A 23,281-nucleotide genomic window follows, 5' to 3' on the forward strand; every position below is an offset into this window, starting at 1 on the left:
GAATAAAGTTATTTTTTTATTTGAGCTATGGCCTCAGTTATATCAGTTTTTAAATCCTTAACATCTTCAATTCCTACAGAAAACCTAATCAACTGATTGCTAATTCCAACCTTATCACGCTCTTCTTGACTCAACAGTGAATGTGATGTTAAATGAGGAGAAATAAAAGTGCTTTCTACACCTGCTAGACTCATTGAGGACTTAATAAGTTTTAAAGATTTTTGAAACGCATAAGAATCTAAATTACTGTTCAATTCAAAAGACAGCATAGCACCAAACCCCTTCATCTGTGCCTTTGCCAATTTATATTCAGGATGAGATTTTAATCCTGGATAATACACTTTCGAAATTTCAGGGTGCTTACTCAACCATTTGGCCAATTTCATGGCGTTTTTAGTTTGCGCCTTTACTCTAAGACCTAAAGTTTTCATACTACGTTCTAGCATCCAAACAGTCATGTCACTTAAGCTACCACCTAAATTCTTAGAGACATTCCAAATTTTTTCAATATTCTCGTTAGAACTCGCTACTGCACCTGCACAAATATCGCTATGACCGCCAAAATATTTCGTAGCAGAATGCATAACCATATCTATTCCTAAATCTAAAGGATTTTGATTTATCGGAGAGGCAAATGTATTATCAATAGAAGTTAAAATACCCTTTGTTTTTCCTAGTGCCGCAATGGCTTTAATATCAGTAATAGTTAAAAGAGGATTAGATGGGCTTTCTATATGTATTAACTTAGTGTTTGATTTAATGGCTTTTTCAAAATCAGAAGCAGTATATCCATTGGTAAACGTATACTCTATACCATACTTAGGGAATTCTTCCTTAATAAAGTTAACCGTACCACCATACAAAGTATTCTGTACCACCAAATGGTCTCCTTTATTCAAAAATGCCAAAAACATATGACTTATAGCTGCCATACCCGAGCCAAAAATCATCGCGGACTCAGCATGTTCCAAAGCAGCGATTTTTTTTGACAGATACTCTTGGTTTGGTGTATTAAAATATCTAGGATAACGTTTTACGTCAACATCCAAGAACTCGTAAGATGAACTCAGATACATCGGAGATACAGCCCCTTTAAATTGTTCGTCTTGTACTTCTCCTATATGTGTACAAATGGTATTTTGTCCAAGTTTTTTCATACCATAAAAATATTGAAAATAGGACTTACAACACCTTGGAAATCATTATTTCTTATTGAGAAAATACATCACTACCACATGAGGAATAGTAATTGCGGCTAAGAAGGCGAAAAACAGTGTAATAAACCTAATATCCATCAATGTGGACAGGTAGTAAATTAGACCCAGACCAACTATAGATATGACCCAATTTATAACAGATGATTTAAAATACTTTAAAAAACTGGTTTTGTCTAATTGCCCATATAAGGCCAATGTTTGGTCTTTTAATGAAGGTATAGAATGCCAAATAATAAAGTAGATAGCAAAAGCCCATAGTAAAGATGCCAATTTAAATAGGACGATGAATAAAGCAATTAAGAAAATCTCATTAAAGAATTCTACACCTTCTTTAAAATTTTTATAGTTGGATGCAACCATGAGCACTGTCATGATTGAAGAGATTATTAAAAAAATCACAAAGTACATTTTTGGTATTTCAATCCCGGTTAATTCAGTGATAATTGAAGTCGTGGCCTCAATATTTAAATAAAAAAGTAATCCAAAAATTAAAGCTCCATAAGAAATGTAGAGAAGTATTGTTTTAAAATGCGCATCCTTGAGCTGACTATAAAAATGCTGCTCACCAAAGTGATAACAACTAAAGACAATAAAGACACATAGTGCTAAAAACGGAAGTTGAAAAAACGCCACAGACATTAAAATAATTACGCCTATATAAAAACTTAAATACTTTATTTGTGATGCATCTGAGTCTTTACTTATATATTTAATTAGCGAGATATCATTTGCACCATGAACAATACCAACCGTTAAAATGAAAAAATAAGCTAAATAAATTTCAAAACTAGAGTCTAATTGAATGGTCAACCACAACAAAAAAACAGTCAGTACTAAATTGAAAATTGGGAATTTCATTTTATAAAAGTACAAAAATTCAGTTTTGTTTAATTTTTTTGTGAAAATTTTAAACATTTATTGTTTAACATTTCTTAATTTTGATTAAACAAATAAAACTAATAATTATGAATTTACTAACTAGCATGTTTGCTGAGGTGAGCAAAATTGCCACTGACGATTACGTTGGCTTTACATTTTTTGTAGGATGTATGGCCATGATGGCCGCTTCTGCATTTTTCTTTTTGTCAATGAATAGTTTTGACAGAAAATGGAGAACTTCAATCCTGGTATCAGGACTTATTACATTTATTGCTGCTGTACACTACTGGTACATGAGAGATTATTGGGCAACTTACGCTGAGTCTCCTACATTCTTTAGATATGTAGACTGGGTGTTAACAGTGCCTTTAATGTGTGTTGAGTTTTATCTCATCTTAAAAGTAGCAGGCGCTAAAAAATCCCTTATGTGGCAAATGATCTTTTGGTCTGTTGTAATGCTTGTTACGGGATATGTTGGAGAAGCTATTGCAACAACTGGAGCTGGTCCTGCACTATGGGGATTCATTTCTGGTGTAGCTTACTTTGTTATTGTATACATCATATGGTTTGGAGAAGCCAAGAAATTGGCAGAACAAGCTGGAGGAGCGGTATTAACAGCACACAAAACACTATGTTGGTTTGTATTGGTAGGATGGGCAATCTATCCTATAGGGTATATGGCCGGTACAGAGGGATGGTATTCGTTTGTTGGTGAATTAGGACTTAACATGGACATTATCTATAATATTGGTGATGCCGTGAATAAAATTGGATTTGGCTTAGTGGTTTATAGTGCTGCTGTAGCTTCTACATCTAAAGAAGTTGAAGCATAATTCAACAAAATTGATATGAAAAAGAGAGCCTCCCTATTATGGGAGGCTTTTTTTTATACTACAACTGATTTCCACTTCCCTTTCCTGAACAAAAGTATTCCGGCAATACTTAATAATACTTCTGCACATGTAATAGCTATAAAAACACCAAGCGGGCCAAATTCCAACATTATTGCTAAGACATACGCCAGTGGCAACTGAAATAACCAAAAGCAAAAGAAATTTATATATGTTGGCGTTTTGGTATCTCCTGCTCCATTAAATGCATTTATAATTACCATTCCATAAGCATAGAATATATAACCAGAAGCAATTATCCGTAAACAAAGCGCGCCATTTTTAATCACCTCTCTTTCAATTGAAAACCATGCTACTATTATTGGTGCAAAAACCAAATATAAAATTGACACAAAGGCCATGAAATAAGCACTGTATCTTCCTGTTTTCCATACCGATTTTTCAGCTCTTTCGGGTTTTTTTGCTCCAAGGTTTTGGCCAACGAGTGTTGCCGCTGCGTTGCTCATTCCCCATGCAGGCATTAACGTAAACATAATAACTCGTATTGCAATAGTATATCCTGCTAAGACCTCACTACCGAATTCACTCATAATTCGCATTAAAAAAACCCATGATGAGGTACCAATTAAAAACTGGCTAATACCTCCAACAGATACTTTAATGAGGTTTAGCATTACTCCTATTCTAAAAACAATATCCTTAACTCCTATTTTTATCCTACTCCAGCCGTAAAAGAGGACCAATAATTGGAAAATTACAGCTGTTCCTCTTCCTATCGTAGTAGCTATTGCTGCACCCATTACACCAAATTCAGGTATTGGTCCAATACCAAAAATAAATAAGGGATCTAAAATTATATTAAGACCATTAGAGACTACCAATGCCCACATAGCTATAGACGCATCTCCAGCACCTCTAAAAATAGCATTGATTAAAAACAAAAGCATAATTGTTACGTTCCCTCCCATTAAAACTTGGGTGTATCCGTAACCTTCATTGATTAGGTCCACCTCACCTCCCATTAGACTTAAAATTTCCTTTGGAAATAAAATTCCAATAACACTAATTACTGATGCTACAATAACCCCTAGAAAAATAACTTGTATGGCAGCTTGTGAGGCTCCTTGATTATCTTTTTCACCGATACGCCTTGAAACTATAGCTGTCGCAACCATACTAAGCCCTATGGCAACCGCATAAACCAAAGTAATTACTGACTCTGTTAATCCGATTGTAGCCACTGCATTGACACTAACCTGAGATACATAAAATATATCTACAATGGCAAAAATTGATTCCATTAACATCTCCAGAATCATAGGAATGGAAAGCATAAAAACAGCCTTCTTAATACTGCCAGAAGTAAAGTCTTGTTGCTTGCCAGATATTGCAAGTTTTAGGTTAGAAACTAATTTTTTTGTTGAATTTATTTTTGATTGCATTGAAGAAATTTTTAAAATTTATCACAACCACCTTCAACTAATAACATTACAATTATTGCCTTAGTTAGCGGTAATTTTAATTTCGAAAGTGAGTTATGCAATCATAATGGCACAAATATGCACATTATTTTCTAATTGGAAATAACATTAATCACGGAAATAATGAAAAGTGCAGACCACAGAACTGTTCTCATCCAATTTTTAGAAACCAATTTTTGGCAGACATTATTAACTGGCTTGGCTTTGTCGATACTTTGGTGCAACGGGACAAAAATAAGAAATGTGAGTAACCAGAGCATGGTCACAATGGCCATACTGGAAATAGTATACCAATTTTGCAAATGCCAAAACTGATACACAGATAGCACAAGTTGGCTAAACATTAAAGGTAACACAATGAATGTAACTCTAAAAGTGTATTCTTTATGCCAAATCATTAAATTCTTACTCGTATAAAATTTAAAACTTGGATAAATTACTAACTGTACTGCCCAAATAAGAATAAGGAAACCAGTATCTACAAGTAATCTTATAATATCTAAAGTCATGTTACTTGGTTTTTCTTACAGCCCAAGCCCAAAGCAATAACAACGGATGGATGATTAATAACCGTATCCAGCCCAACCATTGTGGTACACAAAGACCATCTTCGATACAAGATCCTAAGTGAATAAAGTAAACGTGCGATGGTATGAACAAGATAAGTAGTATAATGATTCCCTTAACAGCAAGAAACCGTGTTTTTGAAAAAATCACACCTAAGGCCAAAATAATTTCCAAAACACCGCTAGTATAATTAATAAACTCAGGAAATGGCAAATAATCTGGGATTAAATCATAGTAGAATTCCGGATTAATAAAATGATAACTTCCAGCGAAAAGGTAGAAGCCAATTAAGATAACTCTAAGTAATTTGATCATGACAATCGCCATTTATGCTCTGTATGAACTTTTTTTAGTATTAGAAAGAAAGGTATCCACCAAATGAAATCGTTGGTTATTAAGGTATAAATAAATTCAAAAGGAACATCGCCTTTGAGATAATTAAAAAGAAAACCCAATGGGCCAAATAACTTTCCTAAAAAACCAACAGCTACTATTGGCCAGTGACGGATAGGGTTATAGGATGCCCACCAATAGCCTAAACCATAAACACCAATAACCATTCCCATACCTTGCCATACCATTGGATGATTTAATGGCTCCATGCCAACAAGATTAAAAAAATGATTTGGTAATAATACGACCCAAGCACCCCAAATTATATTGTAAATTCCAGCTAATTTTAAAGTCAGTTCCATGACGCAAAGATAAGGCTTTGGTAAAAAAAAAGGGGCTTAAGTTTTAAGCCCCTTTTAATAAACGTCATGTATCATTCAACCCTTTTATAAAATAGGTATAAATAATCAATTGGATTAGGCGCTCTGTCATCTAACTCCACAATTTTAACTCTCATTGTATTATTGTCAGGGAATATAATCTCCTCTGGATATTCTTCTTCAATATCATCACAATTGGGGATACTACATATAAGTCTAATTAAATAGCGTGTTTCAGATATTCTCTCCCATGTACCGCTCTGATAGGGATCACCCACAAGTTCCTCACAATTTATATCATCGCCTTCAGGGAAACTTGTTCTAAAAAAAGTACCGTCAATACCAAAAGTAAATCGGTTATTGCTTTCGCATGGCGATATAGATTCATTGGTTGTTCTGCCATCAGCGAATACAATTTCCATGGAATCAGGTTGCCACACACCAATAATAGAATCTATTTGTTGCACTGGATCATCAGACGAACATGCAACCAAAATCATTGCTAATAAAACAAATACAATCTTTTTCATGGTTCAGGAATTTAAGCATTAATTATTGATATAAGATTAACAAATCTTACAAAAACAGACAATGTTATTAATCACTCTGCACGAATTATAAATGCTGAATTTAGAGCTGGTTGCATAGCCTACATAATGGAAGCCTAATACGATATAAAGACCTCAACTTAACTAGGTATAAGTTTATGAGGTTTAGGCATTAAAGCCTAAAATCCCTTAAAACATTTACGCGGAATTAATTGGCAATAGAAGGTGAATATTACCTTGATTTATCTTTTTTTTTGGTTTAAAACAAAAGACATTAATCGCTATTCATTAAGCAGCCGAATAATCAGAAAAATCCTATTTGGCTGATAATTGGCTAATTTCAGATTCAACCTAGTCTATAGAAATTTTTGCCAATAAGGCTCTAACGTAGCAAAAGAGTATAAATAAGAAAAGGGTTTTTAATCATTTCTAGTAGCCTTATTGTAGGCTCTAATCATTAGTATAGCCCAGAGCGCCACTAAAAAAATAACAACTACCGAAAACCAAAGAACGATATCATTTGCCGTCATTTTCAACAAGTTTTAGGTAGATCATAACGCCTAAAAGTGTTGGCGCCCACAGGCCAACAAATATGCCATGTTTCCAATCTCCGGTTAAAAATAAGTATTCTGCGACAAGTATTATTACAGCGCACAAAAGCAACATTAGTAAATTTGAAGTACCTAATTTTTTGAAGTATTCCATTTTCAACGGTAAGTTATGGGTTCAATTTAATAAAAATACTTAAGTTCAGCCATATTGAAATCAATTATTTGTGGTATAATCTGTACTTTCTAAAGGCTATAAAGGCTATTATAAAAATAACTATAAGATAAATCGCTATGAATTGAAAACTTATAATTTGATCTCCGCTAGCATAGGCGTGTAAGCCGGATAAATAGAAATTAACTCCGAAATAGGTCATTAAAATACTACAGAAAGCGAGTATAGCCATAAAATTAAATAACCATTTACTTCGCATACCAGGTATTAAACGCATATGCACAACAAAGGCATAAATCATAATACTAATTAAAGCCCAAGTTTCTTTTGGATCCCAGCCCCAATAACGACCCCAACTTTCATTTGCCCACATGCCTCCAAGGAAATTACCAATAGTTAACATTACCAATCCAACTGTTAATGCCATTTCATTTATAATGGTCAACTCTTTTAAGTTGAGCTTCATTTTCTCTTTATTTTTGGACGTCGTAAAAATTATTAATAATAATGCTACGAATCCAAGCACCCAACCTAGAGCAAAAGGACCATAACTTGCCACAATTACTGCAACATGAATCATTAACCAATACCCTTGAAGTACAGGTTCTAAATTAGCAATTGACGGGTCCATCCAGTTCCAGTGTGCCACCATTAGAATAATAGAGGTTACAAAGGCAGTAGATGCTAGAGTGAGGTCACTTTTTCTACCAAATAGCAACCCAAATAACATGGTTGCCCATGCGACATAAATCATAGATTCATAAGCATCGCTCCAAGGCGCATGCCCAGATAAATACCATCGTACTATAAGACCGCCAGTATGTACTACAAATAGAGCAATTACAATACCCTTGAAAACCTTAACACTAATGTTTATAGCCTTATTTTGGGATTTAAAAATTTGTACTATTAATAATATAAATAATAAGGCCCCAGCATACATATACCAGCTAAAGAGACGTTTAAAAATATCGTATTTATTATATAAGATTTCAGTTTTTACTTTTTCATCAGACAGCATTACCTCCGCTCCCATTTTCTGTTGAGTGCGCTTGAAGTCTTCTAGTAATCTGTTGGCGTTGGTAAAATCTCCTGTCCGTTTTGCATTGTCTAAAGTCATCAAATAAAAACTAAAGCCCTTATCAATAAAATTAGCGTAAAGCGAATCTTTTATGACATCCTTGTAGCTCTCATTTCTATATTCGAAAGAAGAAATCCACTTATTATTTTCATCCTCTGGGACAGGAAATATTTTGACGGAACGGCCTTCTATAGCATCAGATAGTAGATTCAGTCGACCATAGGTTTCTTTCACTTCTTTTTGAAAACCATTTGGTACCTGAGCTTTGAAAGCTTCCTCTATGTAAGGCCCTAATTTGTTGCGCCCTTGAGGTGTAAAAAAGTCTAGAAGACTTACATACTTTTGGTCGTAACCTACACCAATAATATTTCTTATAGAGTCTGCTTTCCTTGGCTTTAAATAAATAATAGGAACATTATACCAAAGCATCGGAGATTCTTGAATGGACATAAATATTTGTGTGGCATTAAAATCGCCATACACATCACTTTTACTGATTTTTCTTAACATCTCAGATGCATAGGTGTGCATAGGCATCATACGGCCACTATAATCCTGAATTACCAAACCTGCAAACTTCTCAGCATGCTCTTTCGGTGTAATATTTGCACTCAAAACAGAATCTATCTGTTCCCTTAAAGGCTTTTGAGGTGTATGATTGTGTCCATCATTGGCTGAATGCTCTTGCCCAACCGCCGAAAAACTCAAAAAAAGCAACAGCATTGTGGCTAATTTGGCTTTTTTCTTCTTTAATTTATTGAGCATTTTACGGAGTTCGTCAAATCGCGTGTGTTTAGCAAATAAAATAGCCATTAAGCCAAAGTAGAGTAAAATATACCCTGCGTAGGTTATCAAAGTTCCCCATTTATCGTGGTTAACAGACAGAACAGTTCCTTTTTCGTCTGGATCAAAACTAGCCTGAAAAAAGCGATAGCCACGATGATCCAAAATATGATTCATGTAAATATGATAATCAAAATCCCCTTCTTCAGAGTCTAGAACCGTTACTTTACTTTCATAAGACGAATAAGCGTTTTCGGTACCTGGGTATTTTTCTGCAATAAAATCATTGAGCTTAACTTTAAATGGTAATTCTTCCACCCTCGATCCATATTGTAAATCTATCTTCAGGCCACCCACTTCAACGCGCTCAAAACCGTTATAAGAGCCTTTGCCTCCTAAAAGACCCACTTCCTTAGTTTCGCCATTAGCTGTAATATTCAATACTATACCGTCTTCATCGCTTTTGAGAATAACAGGTTTCTTAACTATATCAAAAACACCTTTGACAACCGGTTTTGGAAACACCAATTGCATGTTTCCAATTATATATCTAGATCTTAATTTTAAAGGCTGTATACTATCTTTTATAAGTTTGCCTGTTGCTCCGGTAGCCATGGTCATAAACTCGCCTTCAAATGGAGACTGAATGAACAAACCCTTTTCGTTGTTTGTAATATTTACGGCTCCTTCTTGAAACTTATTTAAAGAAATAAGAACATTGTGTAAATTGGATATTTCACCTTCCTTTAAAAAATGGTTATGTGGCCTTCCATCGCCAGCTTCAACTATTTTGAGATAGGACGCTCCCGCTTCGTTGGGTACAATATCTTTTTCAGCGCCTTTAATAAATTTTTGAAGTTTAAAATTTACAGGGATATTATCGTACTCAATGGTTTCGTCAAAATCGTTTTCCAATCGAGGAGAAAAATCGACTTCACGCTGAAAATTGTAGCGCTGTAAAACGCCATTGACCTTAAAATCACCAACAACATAAGCTGTTATAAACGTTTTCTGCGATAAGAATTGACTTTCAGTGGCTCCTTCCCTGATACTCATTACGCCCTCATAACCTATATATCTCGTGATTGCAGCACCCACAATAATTAAAATCCACGATAAATGGAGCGTAAGTGTTGCCCATTTTTCTTTACGCCAAAGACGATATCTCGCAATATTACCTATAAAATTGATGACAAAAAAGACCATTATCGTCTCAAACCACCAAGCATTGTATATCAATTGACGTGTATACGGTGTAGGTGATGTTTCCATATTACGGTCCAAAATTGTCCCCGCGGCCATAGCCACAGCGAAGAGGATAAAAAGGACAGCTGTTAATTTGGTTGAAAAAAGGAAATTTGCGATTTTCTTTTGCATAGCAGAGGGCTTATTTTAAGCTCGTGCAAAGATAAGGTTTTTGCTTATTTAGGTAAAGTTTTTTAAACTTCAAAAGATGTTAAAATGAATGAGCCTTTATTTTTATTTTGGAATACTTGATTTCAGTATTTTATTTTGCTCCTCCATTAATTTTCGCAAATCGGAAAGTAACTCAATATCCTTTGGAGTGACAACCGTACTATCACTAGTATCTTGAGCTTTAGTGCGTAGGCGATTCATAAATTTAACAATGATGAAGACGGTAAATCCTATAATCACAAAATCAATGAAAACACTAATCAATGTTCCGTAAGCGATTGCCACTTCGGAGATAATTACACTTCCTGAGGCGTCTGCTACCGCTTCTCGAAGAATTAGTTTTTTGTTCTCAAAATTAACACCATCGGACAGAAGTGATAGTGGTGGTAGCAATACCTCTTTTGCGAGTACGTCAATCACTTTGTTAAATGCCGCCCCTATTATAATTCCAATGGCCATGTCCATCATATTACCTTTTACCGCAAATTCTTTAAATTCTTTTATGAGTTTCATTGTTCTAAAATTTTTATTAACACGGCTAAAATAAAAAAGTTAAAAGCCTCAACGCAGCGATACGTTAAAAAAAGCAATAGACTAGTTTTTCCCTTAAAAATCTTACTATTTTTACGTTATGATTACAGTGTGTTTACTTGGTGCTGGCAATATCGCCACCCATATCTATAAAGCTATTAAAGTTGCGGATAGCTTGGAAGTTGTACAATGGTACAATCGTACTTTATCCTCTCTCGCCCCATACAAAAACGAGGTAGCAACAACCGACAAAATAAAAGATTTAGTAGAAGCAGACCTGTATATCCTAGCGGTTAGCGACGACGCTATTTCAGAAGTCTCTAAAAGCCTTCCGTTCAATAACAGATTAGTCGCACATACATCAGGAAGTGTCTCGATACATGATTTAAACCAAAAAAATCAAAGAGCTGTTTTCTATCCGCTACAGAGTTTTTCTAAAAATTTAGATGTAGATTTCAGTAAAGTTCCTATTTGTATTGAAGTTCTAGAGAAAGCTAATATAAAAATCTTTAAAGCCATTGGTACGGCTCTTGGTTGCAAAACCTATAAAATAAATACAGAGCAACGACAAACTTTACACTTGTCTGCTGTGTTTGTAAATAATTTTACTAACCAGCTTTATAGAATTGCTCATGAAATAAGTGACGCTAAAAGCATAAATTTTGATATCTTGAAGCCATTGATTCAAGAAACCGCGAGGAAGGTAGAAGTGTTATCGCCTTACATGGCACAAACCGGACCAGCGAAACGAAACGATAAAAAAACCATTAAGCGCCATCTTAAGCAATTAGAAAACGAAGAACACAAAGCTATTTATGAGATGCTTACTGCCTCAATTCAAAAAACACATGGCGTTACAAATAAAAGGTAAAAAAATACATGGATAACGATAGGAGCTACAAAGAATATCTAAATGAAATAACCACATTTGTTTTTGATGTGGATGGTGTTCTTACAGATGGTACAATTACTGTAACCACTAATGGCGAACTATTACGGAAAATGAATATTAAGGACGGTTATGCCTTAAAAACCGCTGTCGATGCCGGCTTTAATGTTTGTATCATTTCAGGTGGCTCCAACGAAGGCGTGCGTAAACGTCTTAAAGGTTTGGGCATTACGGATATTTATCTGGGTACACATCACAAAGCTGAACAATTAGATGAATACATGGATATTTACAATATAGACGCCAATAATGTGTTATTTATGGGTGACGACATCCCTGATTACCCTGTAATGAAAATAGTTGGATTGCCATGCTGTCCGCAAGATGCGGCCCCAGAGATAAAAGATATTTGCAAATATGTGTCGCACAAAAACGGTGGAAAAGGTGCCGTAAGAGATGTAATTGAACAGGTGCTTAAAGTTCAAAACAAATGGAACAGCGACTTTAGCTCAAAATATGATTAAATAGCAAAATGGGGCGACGAGGTAGAAGACATAGTACTGGTTTTGGATATATAGGATTTGGTAACGATCAGAGAACTTTTAATCAAAGAACAAGTGTTCCTTTTTCTGTTTACAAGGAAAAACTGGACCTTGAAGCTCACCTCCATTACAAGATGGAATTCCTTCATAAGGATTTATCTAAATCCGAGAAGCAAAAGATTAAGGATAAAATAAGAAAACAAGAACGCAAACTCTTTATTAGAACTACCATAATTAGTGTAATTGTATTTGCTGGAGTGGCTTACACAGCTTATTATCTTATTAATCAAATTATTTCCCGCTAAGTACTTTATATGATTCATTTTTTTAATCTCATTCGCTGGAAGAATCTCGGGCTCATTGTTTTGGTACAAGTATTAATTAAATACGCATTACTATTACCGTTTTACGATAGTCATGGCGTAGTGACTTCTCTAAGTGACTTAGCGTTTTACCTTTTAGTTATATCTACCGTTTGTATAGCTGCTGCAGGCTACATCATTAACGATATCTACGATGTTGAAGCCGATAAAATCAATAGACCAAATGATATCATCATAAACACACACATTTCTGAAAAGAAAGCCCTTAACCTCTTCACTGTATTAAATATTATCGGAGTTGGTCTAGGGTTTTACCTCTCAAACGGCATAGGTAAATCTGGTTTCTTTGCTATATTTTTAACTGTATCTATACTACTCTATTTGTATGCATCTTACCTAAAGCGCATATTGCTCGTTGGTAACATTGTAGTGTGCCTGCTGGTATCTCTTAGTATTATTCTAGTTGGAATTTTTGAGCTATTGCCTGCAATTGACCAAACAAATCGAAATGTTCAGATTACCTTCTTTAAGATTATTCTAGACTATTCTATTTTTGCCTTTATTCTAAATTTTGTACGTGAAATCATTAAGGACATCGAGGATGTAGATGGCGACTATAAAATTGGTGCTCAAACGGTTCCTATTGTATTAGGCAGGGAAAGAGCCAATAAGATTGTTTTTGCCTTATCTCTAATTCCTATTGCTGTCGTTACTTTCTATGTAACAAATTATTTATTTAAACAAATAGAGGTTGTTTCCTATTTTTTGATTTTAGTTATTGGTCCTTTAATCTATGTGAGTATTAAATTGTTTATGGCTCAAGATAAAAAACATTACAAGCATATAAGCTCTGTCATTAAATTTGTTATGCTTACTGGTTTGGTCTCCATAGCATTATTCCCTTTAATTTTAAAATAGCAAACATGCTAAGTGAACGTTTAAAACAATTTAATATTATCTTAGGATCGGCTTCACCGAGAAGACAAAACTTTCTTAAAGAACTTCATTTAGAATTTGAAATAAGATTAAAACCCGTCAAAGAAATCTATCCAAAACATCTTCTAAGGGAGGAGATTACTGATCATCTTTCAAAATTAAAAGCAGAACCATTTATAGAGAGTCTTAAACCTAGAGATATATTAATTACCTCAGATACTATTGTTTGGCAAAATACTAAAGCCATTGGCAAGCCAAAAAATAAAGAAGAGGCCTTTACAATGATAAAATGCTTAAGTGATAACACTCATGAAGTGATTACTTCTATATGCTTCACTACCTCGACATCTCAAATCGTGAAAAACACCACCACCAAAGTGATTTTTAGAGACTTAACAGACGAGGAAATCTGGTTTTACATAAACACCTATAATCCACTAGATAAAGCCGGTGCCTATGGCATACAAGAATGGATTGGTGCAATTGGCATATCGCGAATAGAAGGCTCGTACAATAATGTGGTGGGACTGCCTACACATCTATTTTACGAAACGTTAATTAACATTGCAAACTCTTTTTAAGGTATTATTTTTGTCAAAAATTGATAGATGAAAAAGAATAATGCCTTAAAACCAATCATTTTATTTCTCATATTACTAGCTCTTCTTATGACAAGTTTTTCGTGTAAAGAAGGCCAAAACAGTTTATTGTCATTACATGCAAGCACTAAAGATTTAAACGAAAAAACATCTTATAAACCCAAATTGACCAAAGCTTTTAAGGCGTATTGGTACAATGGCGAAGCAGAAATATCCTCATATAAATTAGAACAAGCCAGATATGGTGAAATACGTAATGGACATGCTGTACTTGTATTTGTGACCGAAGATTTTTTACCTGACACTCAAGTCAAGGCAGATACTTACAGCGATGATAATATTCCTGTTCTAAAACTAAACGCCACCAAAAATTTCAATACTGGCATTTACCCATATTCCATAATGCAGAGTACGTTTTATCCTGTAGTGAATACTGGACACGCATTGAAAATTTCAACCTCTATACAAGAATGGTGCGGGCAGGTCTATGCGCAACTCAACAACAGAAAGGCTTTCGAAATAAAGTCTCATTCCTATTTTCAAGGAGAAGCAGACAAAAGTTATGAGCTTGAAAAAACATGGACTGAAAACGAACTATGGACGAAACTTCGAATAGATCCTAATTCCCTCCCAACAGGTAATCTACAAATTATTCCTTCATTAGAATTTACAAGATTAAAGCATAAGCGCATCAAATCTTATGAGGCCAATGCGCAATTAAGTGAAGGGCTGTATTCTGTTAATTACCCTAATTTAAATAGAAGTTTAAAGATTAACTTCTCAAGTGAATTTCCATATGAGATATTGGGTTGGGAAGAAACTATGGTAAGTGGTTATGGCGCCAATTCAGAAGTATTAACAACAAAAGCTACTAAACTAAAAACCATGAAGTCTGCCTATTGGACCAAAAACAAAAACAAGAACCTTGTTTTGAGAGATTCCCTTCAATTAAAATAGTTTTAGTTTTCTAGGTATATAGGTATATTTGTTAAGGCATAAATGTCTTGATATGATAAATTTCTTCAATACCTATAAATCCGAATTAATTTACACTGCCATACTTATCATTATAGTATTTATGATAAGAAAGGTCATTGTATTAGCAGTAAAGCGCATAGGCAAAAATAGTGGTACTTCGGAGGCAAGGGCTGTCCTTATTGGGCGATATATTACCGTAACACTAATTGGCATTGCTTTTCTTATCGAGGCTTTTATCCTTGGTGCGGATACTAGCGATATCACTTTAGTATTTTCTTCTGTTTTTGCCGTCATTGGTATTGCACTTTTTGCCATTTGGTCAATTTTAAGCAATCTTACTTCAGGTGTTATAATGTTCTTCTCTTTTCCTTATAAAGTAGGAGATAAAATTATGATTCATGATAAGGATTTTCCAATTGCTGCGGTTATCGAAGATATTAGGGCATTTCAACTTCACCTTAGAGCAGATAATGGCGATTTGGTAACCTATCCCAATAATCTTATTTTACAAAAGGCGGTAACTTTAGTACAAAAGGATGCCTTAGACAATATAACCGACTAATTAATTCTAATAACATGGCCAAGAAACGTAACCTATCAGAACATATAAAACACATTGGCCAAGTACCAGGAACATTAATATACACAGGTAAAAAATCTGATAAGGATTTTCATATCGAGTGTTTTGATTACACTAAAGACAGAATAGAAGAGTCCATATTATTAAATATAGATGATGCCTTAAACTACAAGGATACAGAGTCAGTTACCTGGATTAATATAGACGGTTTAAAACATACAGATAAAATTGAAGATATAGGCAGACTGTATAACATACATCCATTGGTCCTTGAAGATATAGTCAATACTTCTCAACGCCCAAAAATAGATGAATACGAGGACTACCTATTTGTAGTTTTAAAAATGCTCTATTACGATACAAATGAAAAATTAATAGTAGAACAAGTTAGTTTTGTTCTAGGCAAGAATTATGTGCTCACCTTCCAAGAATCCGAAGGAGATGTGTTTGGCACGATTAGGGAACGTCTTCGATTATGTAAAGGACGTATTAGAGGTCTTAAATCAGATTATTTATTATATGCCTTAATAGACGCTATAGTTGATAACTATTTTAGCATTATTGAAACATTAGGGAATAAAATAGAAGATTTAGAAACTGAACTGTTTGCAGGAAATGCCAGAGAGAATATCAATGTCGAAGTCCAACAACTTAAGCGTGAAATTCTTAGAATTAGAAGAGCTATTTTTCCGTTAAGGGAAATTATAAATCGTATAGAAAAAAACGAAAATAAACTGATCTATAAGCGTACAATTACTTACTATAGAGATATTTATGACCATTTAATTCAAGTGTCGGATAACATAGATATATATCGCGAAATGATATGGAGTTTAATGGATATGTATATGACAACTATTAGTAATCGAATGAACGAGGTTATGAAAGTTCTAACCATAATTGCCACTATTTTTATTCCATTGACCTTTATAGCTGGAATCTACGGAATGAATTTTGAACACATGCCAGAGTTGCATTATAAGTACAGCTATTACATTTTATGGGGACTTATGATAATTCTGTTTGTAGCTATGTTATTCTATTTCAAACGTAAAAAGTGGCTCTAATGCTTTCCGTCTTAAAAAAAGTTATTTAAAGAAAGGCAGTACTTTGACTGAGTTCATTCTAAAGAAAATTAGATTGTATTTTTCCTAATCCAACGTTGTCAACAATTGGTTGATAAGTCAACGTTAAATAAATTTAAAATTCCACAGCACGCTGTCTATCTTTTCTATCTTTGAGAGATAACAAACTAACAACTCAATGCATCGATTAAAACTAGGAATTCTCCTGTTATTAAGCTGTGTATTATCCTTACAGGCGCAACAACCCAAAAGACTTAATTCTTCAGAAATATTTGAAGCAGTTCAAAAACTGAATGTTTTAGCATCAGTACTCTACGTTGCTGCCCACCCAGATGATGAAAATACGAGGTTAATCTCCTACATGTCTAATAATATAAAGGCCAGAACAGCCTATCTGTCTCTAACAAGAGGTGATGGCGGACAAAATCTAATTGGTCCAGAACTAAGGGAGTTACTAGGTGTCATTAGAACACAAGAATTATTAGCTGCTCGCAGAATAGACGGTGGCGAACAAAGATTTACTCGTGCTAACGATTTTGGTTATTCCAAACATCCCGATGAAACTTTAGCCATTTGGAATAGACAAGAAGTCCTCTCTGACGTTGTTTGGGCTATTAGAGAATTTAAACCAGACATAATAATCAATCGCTTCGACCATAGAACACCGGGCCGTACACACGGTCATCATACGAGCTCAGCTATGTTAAGTATGGAAGCATTTGATTTGGCTAACGACCCTAATCAATTTTCGTCACAGCTCAATCTAACGGACCCTTGGCAACCAAAGCGATTATTTTTTAACACCTCTTGGTGGTTTTACGGAAGTAGAGAAAAATTTAAAGAAGCAGATAAAACCAACCTTCTCAGTTTTGATATTGGTGTGTATTACCCTTCTAAAGGCTTGTCTAACAACGAGGTGGCATCATTAGCAAGCAGTCAGCACTTGTGCCAAGGATTTGGTAGACTTTCGCAACGTGGAAGCCAAGAAGAATATATTGAATTCCTTAAAGGTGATGCCCTAGTGAATAATGAAAATCCTTTTGCAGGAATAGATATTACATGGAACAGGATTAAAGGCGGTAAAGCTATTGCTGCAATTTTAGAAAAAATTGAATCGAATTTCGATTTCAATAACCCTTCCAATCATTTACCAAAACTTATTGAGGCATATAAACTCATACAAAACATTGAGGACGACCACTGGAAAACCATAAAAACGAAAGAGATACGCTCTGTTATAGAGGCCTGCTTAGGTCTATATTTAGAAGCTTCTGCTAATTCTCCGATTTCGTCGCCAACATCTCAGGTGAATCTTAATATAGAGGTCTTGAATCGAAGCGAGGCCGAAATACAATTGGTATCCTATAAATGGTCAACAGCAAAAGAGGGAATCGCCAAGAACATCACTCTTACAAATAATCAAAAATTCAATTTTCAAGACGATTTTGTAATCCCGGAATCTATATCTTACACAGCACCTTATTGGTTAAACAAAAAGAGCACGCTAGGCATGTATCATGTGGGTAAGCAAGAGCTTATAGGCTTACCCGAAACACCTCGTAACCTGTTTGTAGAATTTAATTTACTCATTGAGGGAACGCCCATCACATTTATAAAACCAATTGTACACAGATATTCTAGACCCGACAAAGGTGAATTATATAGACCGTTTGAAATTGTTCCTGCTGCTTCATCTAAAATTGAAAATAAAGTAATCATTTTCAACGACTCGAAACCCAAGGATGTCACAGTTACTGTAAAAGCTGGTAAAAACAACCTTAAAGGGATTGTAAAATTAGCTCATCCAAATGATTGGCAAGTACACCCTGAAATTCATCCCATTAATATTGCTAATAAAGATGATGTTCAAAAAGTCATTTTTACCTTAATTCCACCAAACAATCAAAGCGAAGGCCTAATCACACCAATTGTTGAAGCTGACGGGAAATATTATACGGACGAGCGCATTGAAATTGATTATGATCACATTCCTTTTCAAACGGTTTTAATGCCTAGTGTTAGTAAAATTGTTAAGCTTGATATAGAAAAACGCGGCAACAACATTGGATACATAGAAGGTGCTGGAGATTTAGTGCCAGAAAGCTTGAGACAAATAGGTTATGCGGTGACTATTATAGACCCAAAAGATATTGCACCACAAAAATTAGCGCAATTTGACGCTATCGTTATAGGTATTAGAGCTTATAACATCAAAGATGAACTAAAATTTAAACAACGGTTTTTACTGGACTACGTGAAAAATGGCGGGAACCTAATCATTCAGTATAATACAAATAGAGGAATAAAAACAGATGAACTGGCACCTTATGAATTAAACGTTTCCAGAGATCGTGTAACAGATGAAAATGCCGAGGTAACTATTCTCAACCCAGAGCATCCGCTTTTAAATTTTCCCAATAAAATAACACAAGAGGATTTTAAGGGCTGGGTACAGGAACGTGGCTTGTATTTTCCTAATTCTTGGAGTAAAGAATTTACACCGCTTTTGGCAATGAACGATAAAGGGGAGACTTCAAAGGAAGGAAGTCTTTTGGTCGCTCAATATGGCAAAGGAAACTATATATATACTGGACTAAGCTTTTTCAGGGAATTCCCTGCAGGTGTGTCTGGTGCTTTTAGACTTTTTGCCAATCTTCTTTCTGGAGGGAACGAAAGTCAACCATAAATTAAAAAAACTAACCAACACCATGATTAATATGCACAACAACAAAGAACCTAAGGAAAAATGGAACAAAATGTATACACTGGTATTAATAGCAAACGCCGTATACATCGTTCTCTTTTACTTTATAACTGCCTCGTTTGCCTAATATGCCACAAACGTTAAATTGGATTGACTGGACTGTCCTGGCGCTGACACTTTTGTTTATTGTTGGCTACGGAACTTGGAAAACCAGAAACCAGAAAAGCGCACAAGATTACATTAAAGGTGGCAACACCACTAAGTGGTGGACTATTGGCTTATCCGTAATGGCAACCCAAGCTAGTGCTATCACGTTCTTATCTACAACAGGTCAAGCCTATTCAGATGGTATGGGCTTTGTTCAGTTTTACTTTGGCTTACCAATTGCCATGGTAATTATATGTTTGGTATTTATTCCAATTTATCATAGGTTAAAGGTTTATACAGCCTATGAATTCTTAGAAAACCGCTTTGATCTTAAAACGAGAACCTTAACTGCTATACTCTTTTTGATTCAACGTGGCTTAGCTGCAGGCATTACCATATTTGCTCCCGCCATTATTCTTTCTGTTGTTTTGGGATGGAATATTGTAACCCTCAACATTATTATAGGGACATTGGTTATAATTTATACTGTTTCTGGTGGAACCAAGGCGGTAACAGTAACACAGAAACAGCAGATGTTTGTAATTTTTGCAGGTATGCTTGCTGCTCTATTTATTGTAATTGATTTAATTCCTGATAAAGTATCTTTTATTGATGCCATTGATATTGCCGGAGCTACAGGGCGAATGGAAATATTAGACTTCTCTTTTGATTTAGAAAATCGATACACCATTTGGTCTGGTTTAATTGGCGGCACCTTTTTAGCCCTCTCCTATTTCGGCACAGACCAAAGCCAAGTTCAACGATATTTATCTGGCAAATCTATAAAAGAGATGCAAATGGGATTATTATTTAATGGCCTTTTAAAGGTACCCATGCAATTCTTTATTCTTTTAGTTGGAATTATGGTGTTTGTTTTTTATCAATTTAATAGCGCACCGTTAAATTTTATTAATGCCTCAACCGAAACTGTCCTCGCATCTGAATATGCAGAAGATTACAAAGAACTGCAAAGAGAACAAGATATTTTATTTACTCAAAAAAAAGCGGCTAGTTTACTTTTAGCCGAAGGCAAAAATAGCAGCCTTGTTTCTCGGCTACAAGAAATGGATAGTATTGAAAAGGAAAACCGGCTAAGGTCAAAGTTTTTAATAAAAAGTGCCATTGACTCAGAATACGAGACGAGTTATAAAAATCTGCAATTAAAATTAAAAAATCTCAAACCAGAATCTGAAGATTACAAAATTGCAGAGAGCGAGCTTAAGACTTTGTACTATGAAGCCGCCAAGGATACGCAAACCAATGATAGAGATTATATGTTCATCTCCTTTATCCTAGATTATTTACCAACAGGTTTAGTAGGTTTACTCCTAGCCGTTATTTTATCAGCTGCCATGTCCTCTACAGCATCAGAAATTAACGCATTAGCCACTATAACCTCTATGGATTTATATGGGCGCAATAAAATAGAAGAAAAGGATGAAAGCCATATGGTCAAGGTAACCAAATGGTTCACTTTAGTTTGGGGAATTATAGCTATTATTATTGCGTGTTTTGCAAATTTAGCTGAAAATCTTATTCAACTGGTAAACATTATTGGGTCTATTTTTTATGGAAATGTCTTAGGTATTTTCTTATTAGCATTTTTCTTTAAGCATATTAAAGGCAATGCCGTTTTTAATGCGGCTTTGATCACACAAGTTATTGTCGTTATTGGATGGTGGTTTGATTGGATGCCGTATTTATGGTTGAATTTATTTGGCTGTATTTTGGTCATCACAATCGCCAATATCTTTCAGAGTTTCTTTAATAAAACAGTACAAAGCTAAAAAAACGCAACTTTTTAAGTTGCGTTTTTTTATTTCTATCGTCTATAAACGAAGTAGAATGCTAACTTCACGGCTTACATTGCGCCCCATTCTTTTAAGGACTCCGTATTCATTTTTATATAATCCGCATTACCAGCTTCCTTAGCTCCAGCCAAAGATTCTTTAGCTATGGCGATTGCTTTCTTTTTTTTGCCCATTTTAGCGTAAATAAGAGATTGCTGTCTTAATTGCCAATAGCCAGGCTTCTCAATCATTGACATGGCTTTGTTCATCCATTCTTCGGCCTTTTTTAAATCCTTTCCTTCAGTTGAATAATATACAGCGGCATTATAATAATCTCCTGCAGATGGACCTGCCATAGTCTTTTCTATAGATGTAGTCACCATTTGATCTGTAGGGACATTTATAGTTACTCCTGCATACGTGTTCTCCCACATCATTCCAAGCTCTACTGAACCGCTCGTTAAGTTACCAAACATGATTGTCCACGTTTCAATATCCATTGGCAATTCTTGGGTTGTTACAGTAGCCTTTGCAGCTACCTTAGACTCATCCCATTGCTGTGGTGCACCCCAATTTTCAGTATCTGAATAGAACATTACATCCCAACTTCCTTCGGTTGGTATCACAAAAACGGCATAAGAACCCGCTTTTAAAGTCTGATCGCCAATCATTACATCAGTACTGAACGTAATTGTGGTGTTTTTGTTAGCACCTGTGCGCCATACTTTACCGTAAGGTACAAGATTTCCAAAAATTGTTCTACCCTTCATTCCAGGTCTTGAGTACTCTAAAGTAACATCAGTAAGGCCTACTTTTTGCTCAGTTTTTGAAAAAGGACTTGGTTGAGGTGTTTCAATTTGAGCATTGACAGAAAATAAAAGGGTCAACGCGAAAGTAAAAAGTAATAATCGTTTCATTTTTTTCAGGTTTAGTGTTTCAATTTTTAAAGGTACAACTTGTACAATATCAGATATGTTAATTAATACTTAAAAGCCGTTGGGACAAAATTATTGCATAAAAAGTATGTTTATAAATTTTATTTATCGTAATATTGCAATAAACAAATTAATTAGCACTATGGGATTGACAAAAAGTGAAATCTTTACGGATGCCCAAAACGAAATAGCCACTCTAGCCAAAGCCTTTGCGCATCCAGCACGTGTGGCCATTTTGCATCAATTGTTCAAGTCGGACACTTGTATTTGTGGCGACCTGGTTAATGAGATTGGTCTGGCGCAGGCCACTATTTCCCAGCATTTAAGAGAACTTAAATCTATCGGTATTATCAAGGGAACCATCGAGGGTACTAGTGTATGCTATTGCATCGATACCGATAATTGGAAGCGTATTAAGTCTGTAATGAGCGCCTTTTTAAATAACCATCCAAACCCAACTAACTGTTGTTAAATCCAAAAATAAACGACTATGTTATTATCAGAATTAAAATCTAAACTTAATAAGCTTAACACTATTGCATTTAAACTCCCTAATGGAAATCTAGTACCGAGCCATTTTCACGTTACCGAAGTCGGTAAAGTTTCTAAACACTTTATTGATTGCGGTGGTGTGCTTCGTCAAGAAAAGAAAGTCAATTTTCAGCTTTGGGAAGCTAATGACTATGACCACAGATTACATCCTAACAAATTACTCGGAATTGTTGAATTAGCTCAGGATAAATTAAATATTGGCGATTTAGAAATTGAAGTAGAATATCAAGGCGATACCATTGGTAAATACGGCTTGGATTTTGACGGCAAAGACTTCCTGTTAACTTCTAAACAAACTGATTGTTTGGCTAAGGATAATTGTGGCATTCCACAAGAGAAGCTGAAAAGTAATTTATCTGAACTTAAAAATAAGGAGGAAGCCTGTAATCCCGCTTCCGGTTGTTGCTAAAACTTATACTGTTCACCTAAAA

Annotated in this window: 23 protein-coding genes; 13 read left to right on the forward strand and 10 right to left on the reverse strand. The window is 35.0% G+C overall.

What is annotated here, in order from left to right; all coding sequences use genetic code 11:
• Positions 1-8: 8 nt before the first annotated feature.
• Positions 9-1,157 (reverse strand): trans-sulfuration enzyme family protein, encoded by a 1,149-nt coding sequence (locus tag J4050_RS07220; RefSeq protein ID WP_208153772.1) that lies wholly within the window; start codon positions 1,155-1,157, stop codon positions 9-11.
• Positions 1,158-1,202: 45 nt separating this feature from the next.
• Entirely contained in the window at positions 1,203-2,075 is an 873-nt protein-coding gene (locus J4050_RS07225) for a Brp/Blh family beta-carotene 15,15'-dioxygenase (protein ID WP_208153774.1), read from the reverse strand.
• A gap of 107 nt (positions 2,076-2,182) precedes the next feature.
• Here J4050_RS07225 and J4050_RS07230 point away from each other — a divergent pair, with 107 nt between their 5' ends.
• Positions 2,183-2,929: a bacteriorhodopsin-like gene (locus J4050_RS07230; RefSeq protein WP_208153776.1), complete on the forward strand. Its 747-nt coding sequence runs from the start codon at positions 2,183-2,185 to the stop codon at positions 2,927-2,929.
• Between the two features lie 53 nt (positions 2,930-2,982).
• Here the strand turns inward: J4050_RS07230 and J4050_RS07235 are convergent, their stop codons facing one another.
• From J4050_RS07235 to mscL, 7 genes are all read right to left on the reverse strand, one after another.
• A complete protein-coding gene (locus J4050_RS07235) occupies positions 2,983-4,389 on the reverse strand; it encodes an MATE family efflux transporter (protein WP_208153778.1) in 1,407 nt (468 codons plus the stop codon).
• A 131-nt stretch (positions 4,390-4,520) separates the two neighbouring features.
• Positions 4,521-4,937 (reverse strand): hypothetical protein, encoded by a 417-nt coding sequence (locus tag J4050_RS07240; RefSeq protein ID WP_208153780.1) that lies wholly within the window; start codon positions 4,935-4,937, stop codon positions 4,521-4,523.
• A 1-nt stretch (position 4,938) separates the two neighbouring features.
• Positions 4,939-5,310, reverse strand: a complete 372-nt coding sequence (locus J4050_RS07245; RefSeq protein ID WP_208153781.1) for a DoxX family protein — start codon at positions 5,308-5,310, stop codon at positions 4,939-4,941.
• Complete coding sequence (locus J4050_RS07250) at positions 5,307-5,690, reverse strand: alkyl hydroperoxide reductase (RefSeq protein ID WP_208153783.1); 384 nt, start codon at positions 5,688-5,690, stop codon at positions 5,307-5,309. Before J4050_RS07250 ends, J4050_RS07245 begins: the two co-directional genes overlap by 4 nt.
• Before the next feature lie 71 nt (positions 5,691-5,761).
• Entirely contained in the window at positions 5,762-6,238 is a 477-nt protein-coding gene (locus J4050_RS07255; RefSeq protein ID WP_208153785.1) for a lipocalin-like domain-containing protein, read from the reverse strand.
• Between the two features lie 787 nt (positions 6,239-7,025).
• Positions 7,026-10,220, reverse strand: a complete 3,195-nt coding sequence (locus tag J4050_RS07260) for a cytochrome c biogenesis protein CcsA (protein WP_208153787.1) — start codon at positions 10,218-10,220, stop codon at positions 7,026-7,028.
• Positions 10,221-10,322: 102 nt separating this feature from the next.
• Positions 10,323-10,772, reverse strand: a complete 450-nt coding sequence (gene mscL / locus J4050_RS07265; RefSeq protein ID WP_208153789.1) for a large conductance mechanosensitive channel protein MscL — start codon at positions 10,770-10,772, stop codon at positions 10,323-10,325.
• Positions 10,773-10,890: 118 nt separating this feature from the next.
• Between mscL and J4050_RS07270 the strand changes: the two genes are divergently transcribed.
• The 10 genes from J4050_RS07270 to J4050_RS07315 all read left to right on the forward strand — a co-directional run bounded on the left by J4050_RS07270 (position 10,891) and on the right by J4050_RS07315 (position 21,360).
• Positions 10,891-11,661 (forward strand): Rossmann-like and DUF2520 domain-containing protein, encoded by a 771-nt coding sequence (locus tag J4050_RS07270; protein ID WP_208153791.1) that lies wholly within the window; start codon positions 10,891-10,893, stop codon positions 11,659-11,661.
• Positions 11,662-11,669: 8 nt separating this feature from the next.
• On the forward strand, positions 11,670-12,203 hold the full coding sequence (locus tag J4050_RS07275; RefSeq protein WP_208153793.1) for a KdsC family phosphatase: 534 nt from the start codon (positions 11,670-11,672) through the stop codon (positions 12,201-12,203).
• An 8-nt stretch (positions 12,204-12,211) separates the two neighbouring features.
• Positions 12,212-12,526 carry a hypothetical protein gene (locus J4050_RS07280; protein ID WP_208153795.1) on the forward strand — a complete coding sequence of 105 codons (315 nt, stop codon included), beginning with the start codon at positions 12,212-12,214 and terminating at the stop codon, positions 12,524-12,526.
• Positions 12,527-12,535: 9 nt separating this feature from the next.
• Positions 12,536-13,462: a geranylgeranylglycerol-phosphate geranylgeranyltransferase gene (locus tag J4050_RS07285; RefSeq protein ID WP_208153796.1), complete on the forward strand. Its 927-nt coding sequence runs from the start codon at positions 12,536-12,538 to the stop codon at positions 13,460-13,462.
• Between the two features lie 5 nt (positions 13,463-13,467).
• Positions 13,468-14,061: a Maf family nucleotide pyrophosphatase gene (locus J4050_RS07290; protein ID WP_208153798.1), complete on the forward strand. Its 594-nt coding sequence runs from the start codon at positions 13,468-13,470 to the stop codon at positions 14,059-14,061.
• A 27-nt stretch (positions 14,062-14,088) separates the two neighbouring features.
• Positions 14,089-15,036 carry a septum formation inhibitor Maf gene (locus J4050_RS07295; protein WP_208153800.1) on the forward strand — a complete coding sequence of 316 codons (948 nt, stop codon included), beginning with the start codon at positions 14,089-14,091 and terminating at the stop codon, positions 15,034-15,036.
• A gap of 52 nt (positions 15,037-15,088) precedes the next feature.
• Positions 15,089-15,619: a mechanosensitive ion channel domain-containing protein gene (locus tag J4050_RS07300; RefSeq protein WP_208153802.1), complete on the forward strand. Its 531-nt coding sequence runs from the start codon at positions 15,089-15,091 to the stop codon at positions 15,617-15,619.
• 14 nt (positions 15,620-15,633) lie between these two features.
• The gene (gene corA / locus J4050_RS07305; RefSeq protein WP_208153804.1) at positions 15,634-16,704 is read left to right on the forward strand and encodes a magnesium/cobalt transporter CorA; all 1,071 of its coding nucleotides are present in this window, start codon (positions 15,634-15,636) and stop codon (positions 16,702-16,704) included.
• Between the two features lie 196 nt (positions 16,705-16,900).
• On the forward strand, positions 16,901-19,408 hold the full coding sequence (locus J4050_RS07310) for a PIG-L family deacetylase (protein ID WP_208153806.1): 2,508 nt from the start codon (positions 16,901-16,903) through the stop codon (positions 19,406-19,408).
• A gap of 146 nt (positions 19,409-19,554) precedes the next feature.
• Positions 19,555-21,360 (forward strand): sodium:solute symporter family protein, encoded by a 1,806-nt coding sequence (locus J4050_RS07315; protein ID WP_208153808.1) that lies wholly within the window; start codon positions 19,555-19,557, stop codon positions 21,358-21,360.
• 74 nt (positions 21,361-21,434) lie between these two features.
• On the opposite strand, the gene J4050_RS07320 is transcribed toward J4050_RS07315, so the two are convergent.
• Positions 21,435-22,280, reverse strand: coding sequence for a DUF2911 domain-containing protein (locus tag J4050_RS07320; protein ID WP_208153809.1), 846 nt, complete (start codon positions 22,278-22,280; stop codon positions 21,435-21,437).
• A gap of 160 nt (positions 22,281-22,440) precedes the next feature.
• Between J4050_RS07320 and J4050_RS07325 the strand changes: the two genes are divergently transcribed.
• Together J4050_RS07325 and J4050_RS07330 are read left to right on the forward strand one after the other, a co-directional pair.
• Positions 22,441-22,770, forward strand: a complete 330-nt coding sequence (locus tag J4050_RS07325; protein WP_208153811.1) for an ArsR/SmtB family transcription factor — start codon at positions 22,441-22,443, stop codon at positions 22,768-22,770.
• 18 nt (positions 22,771-22,788) lie between these two features.
• The gene (locus J4050_RS07330) at positions 22,789-23,259 is read left to right on the forward strand and encodes a DUF6428 family protein (protein ID WP_208153813.1); all 471 of its coding nucleotides are present in this window, start codon (positions 22,789-22,791) and stop codon (positions 23,257-23,259) included.
• The last annotated feature ends 22 nt before the right edge of the window (positions 23,260-23,281 follow it).

The sequence above is a fragment of the Winogradskyella pelagia genome (assembly GCF_017581965.1).
GTDB classification, from domain to species: Bacteria; Bacteroidota; Bacteroidia; order Flavobacteriales; family Flavobacteriaceae; genus Winogradskyella; species Winogradskyella pelagia.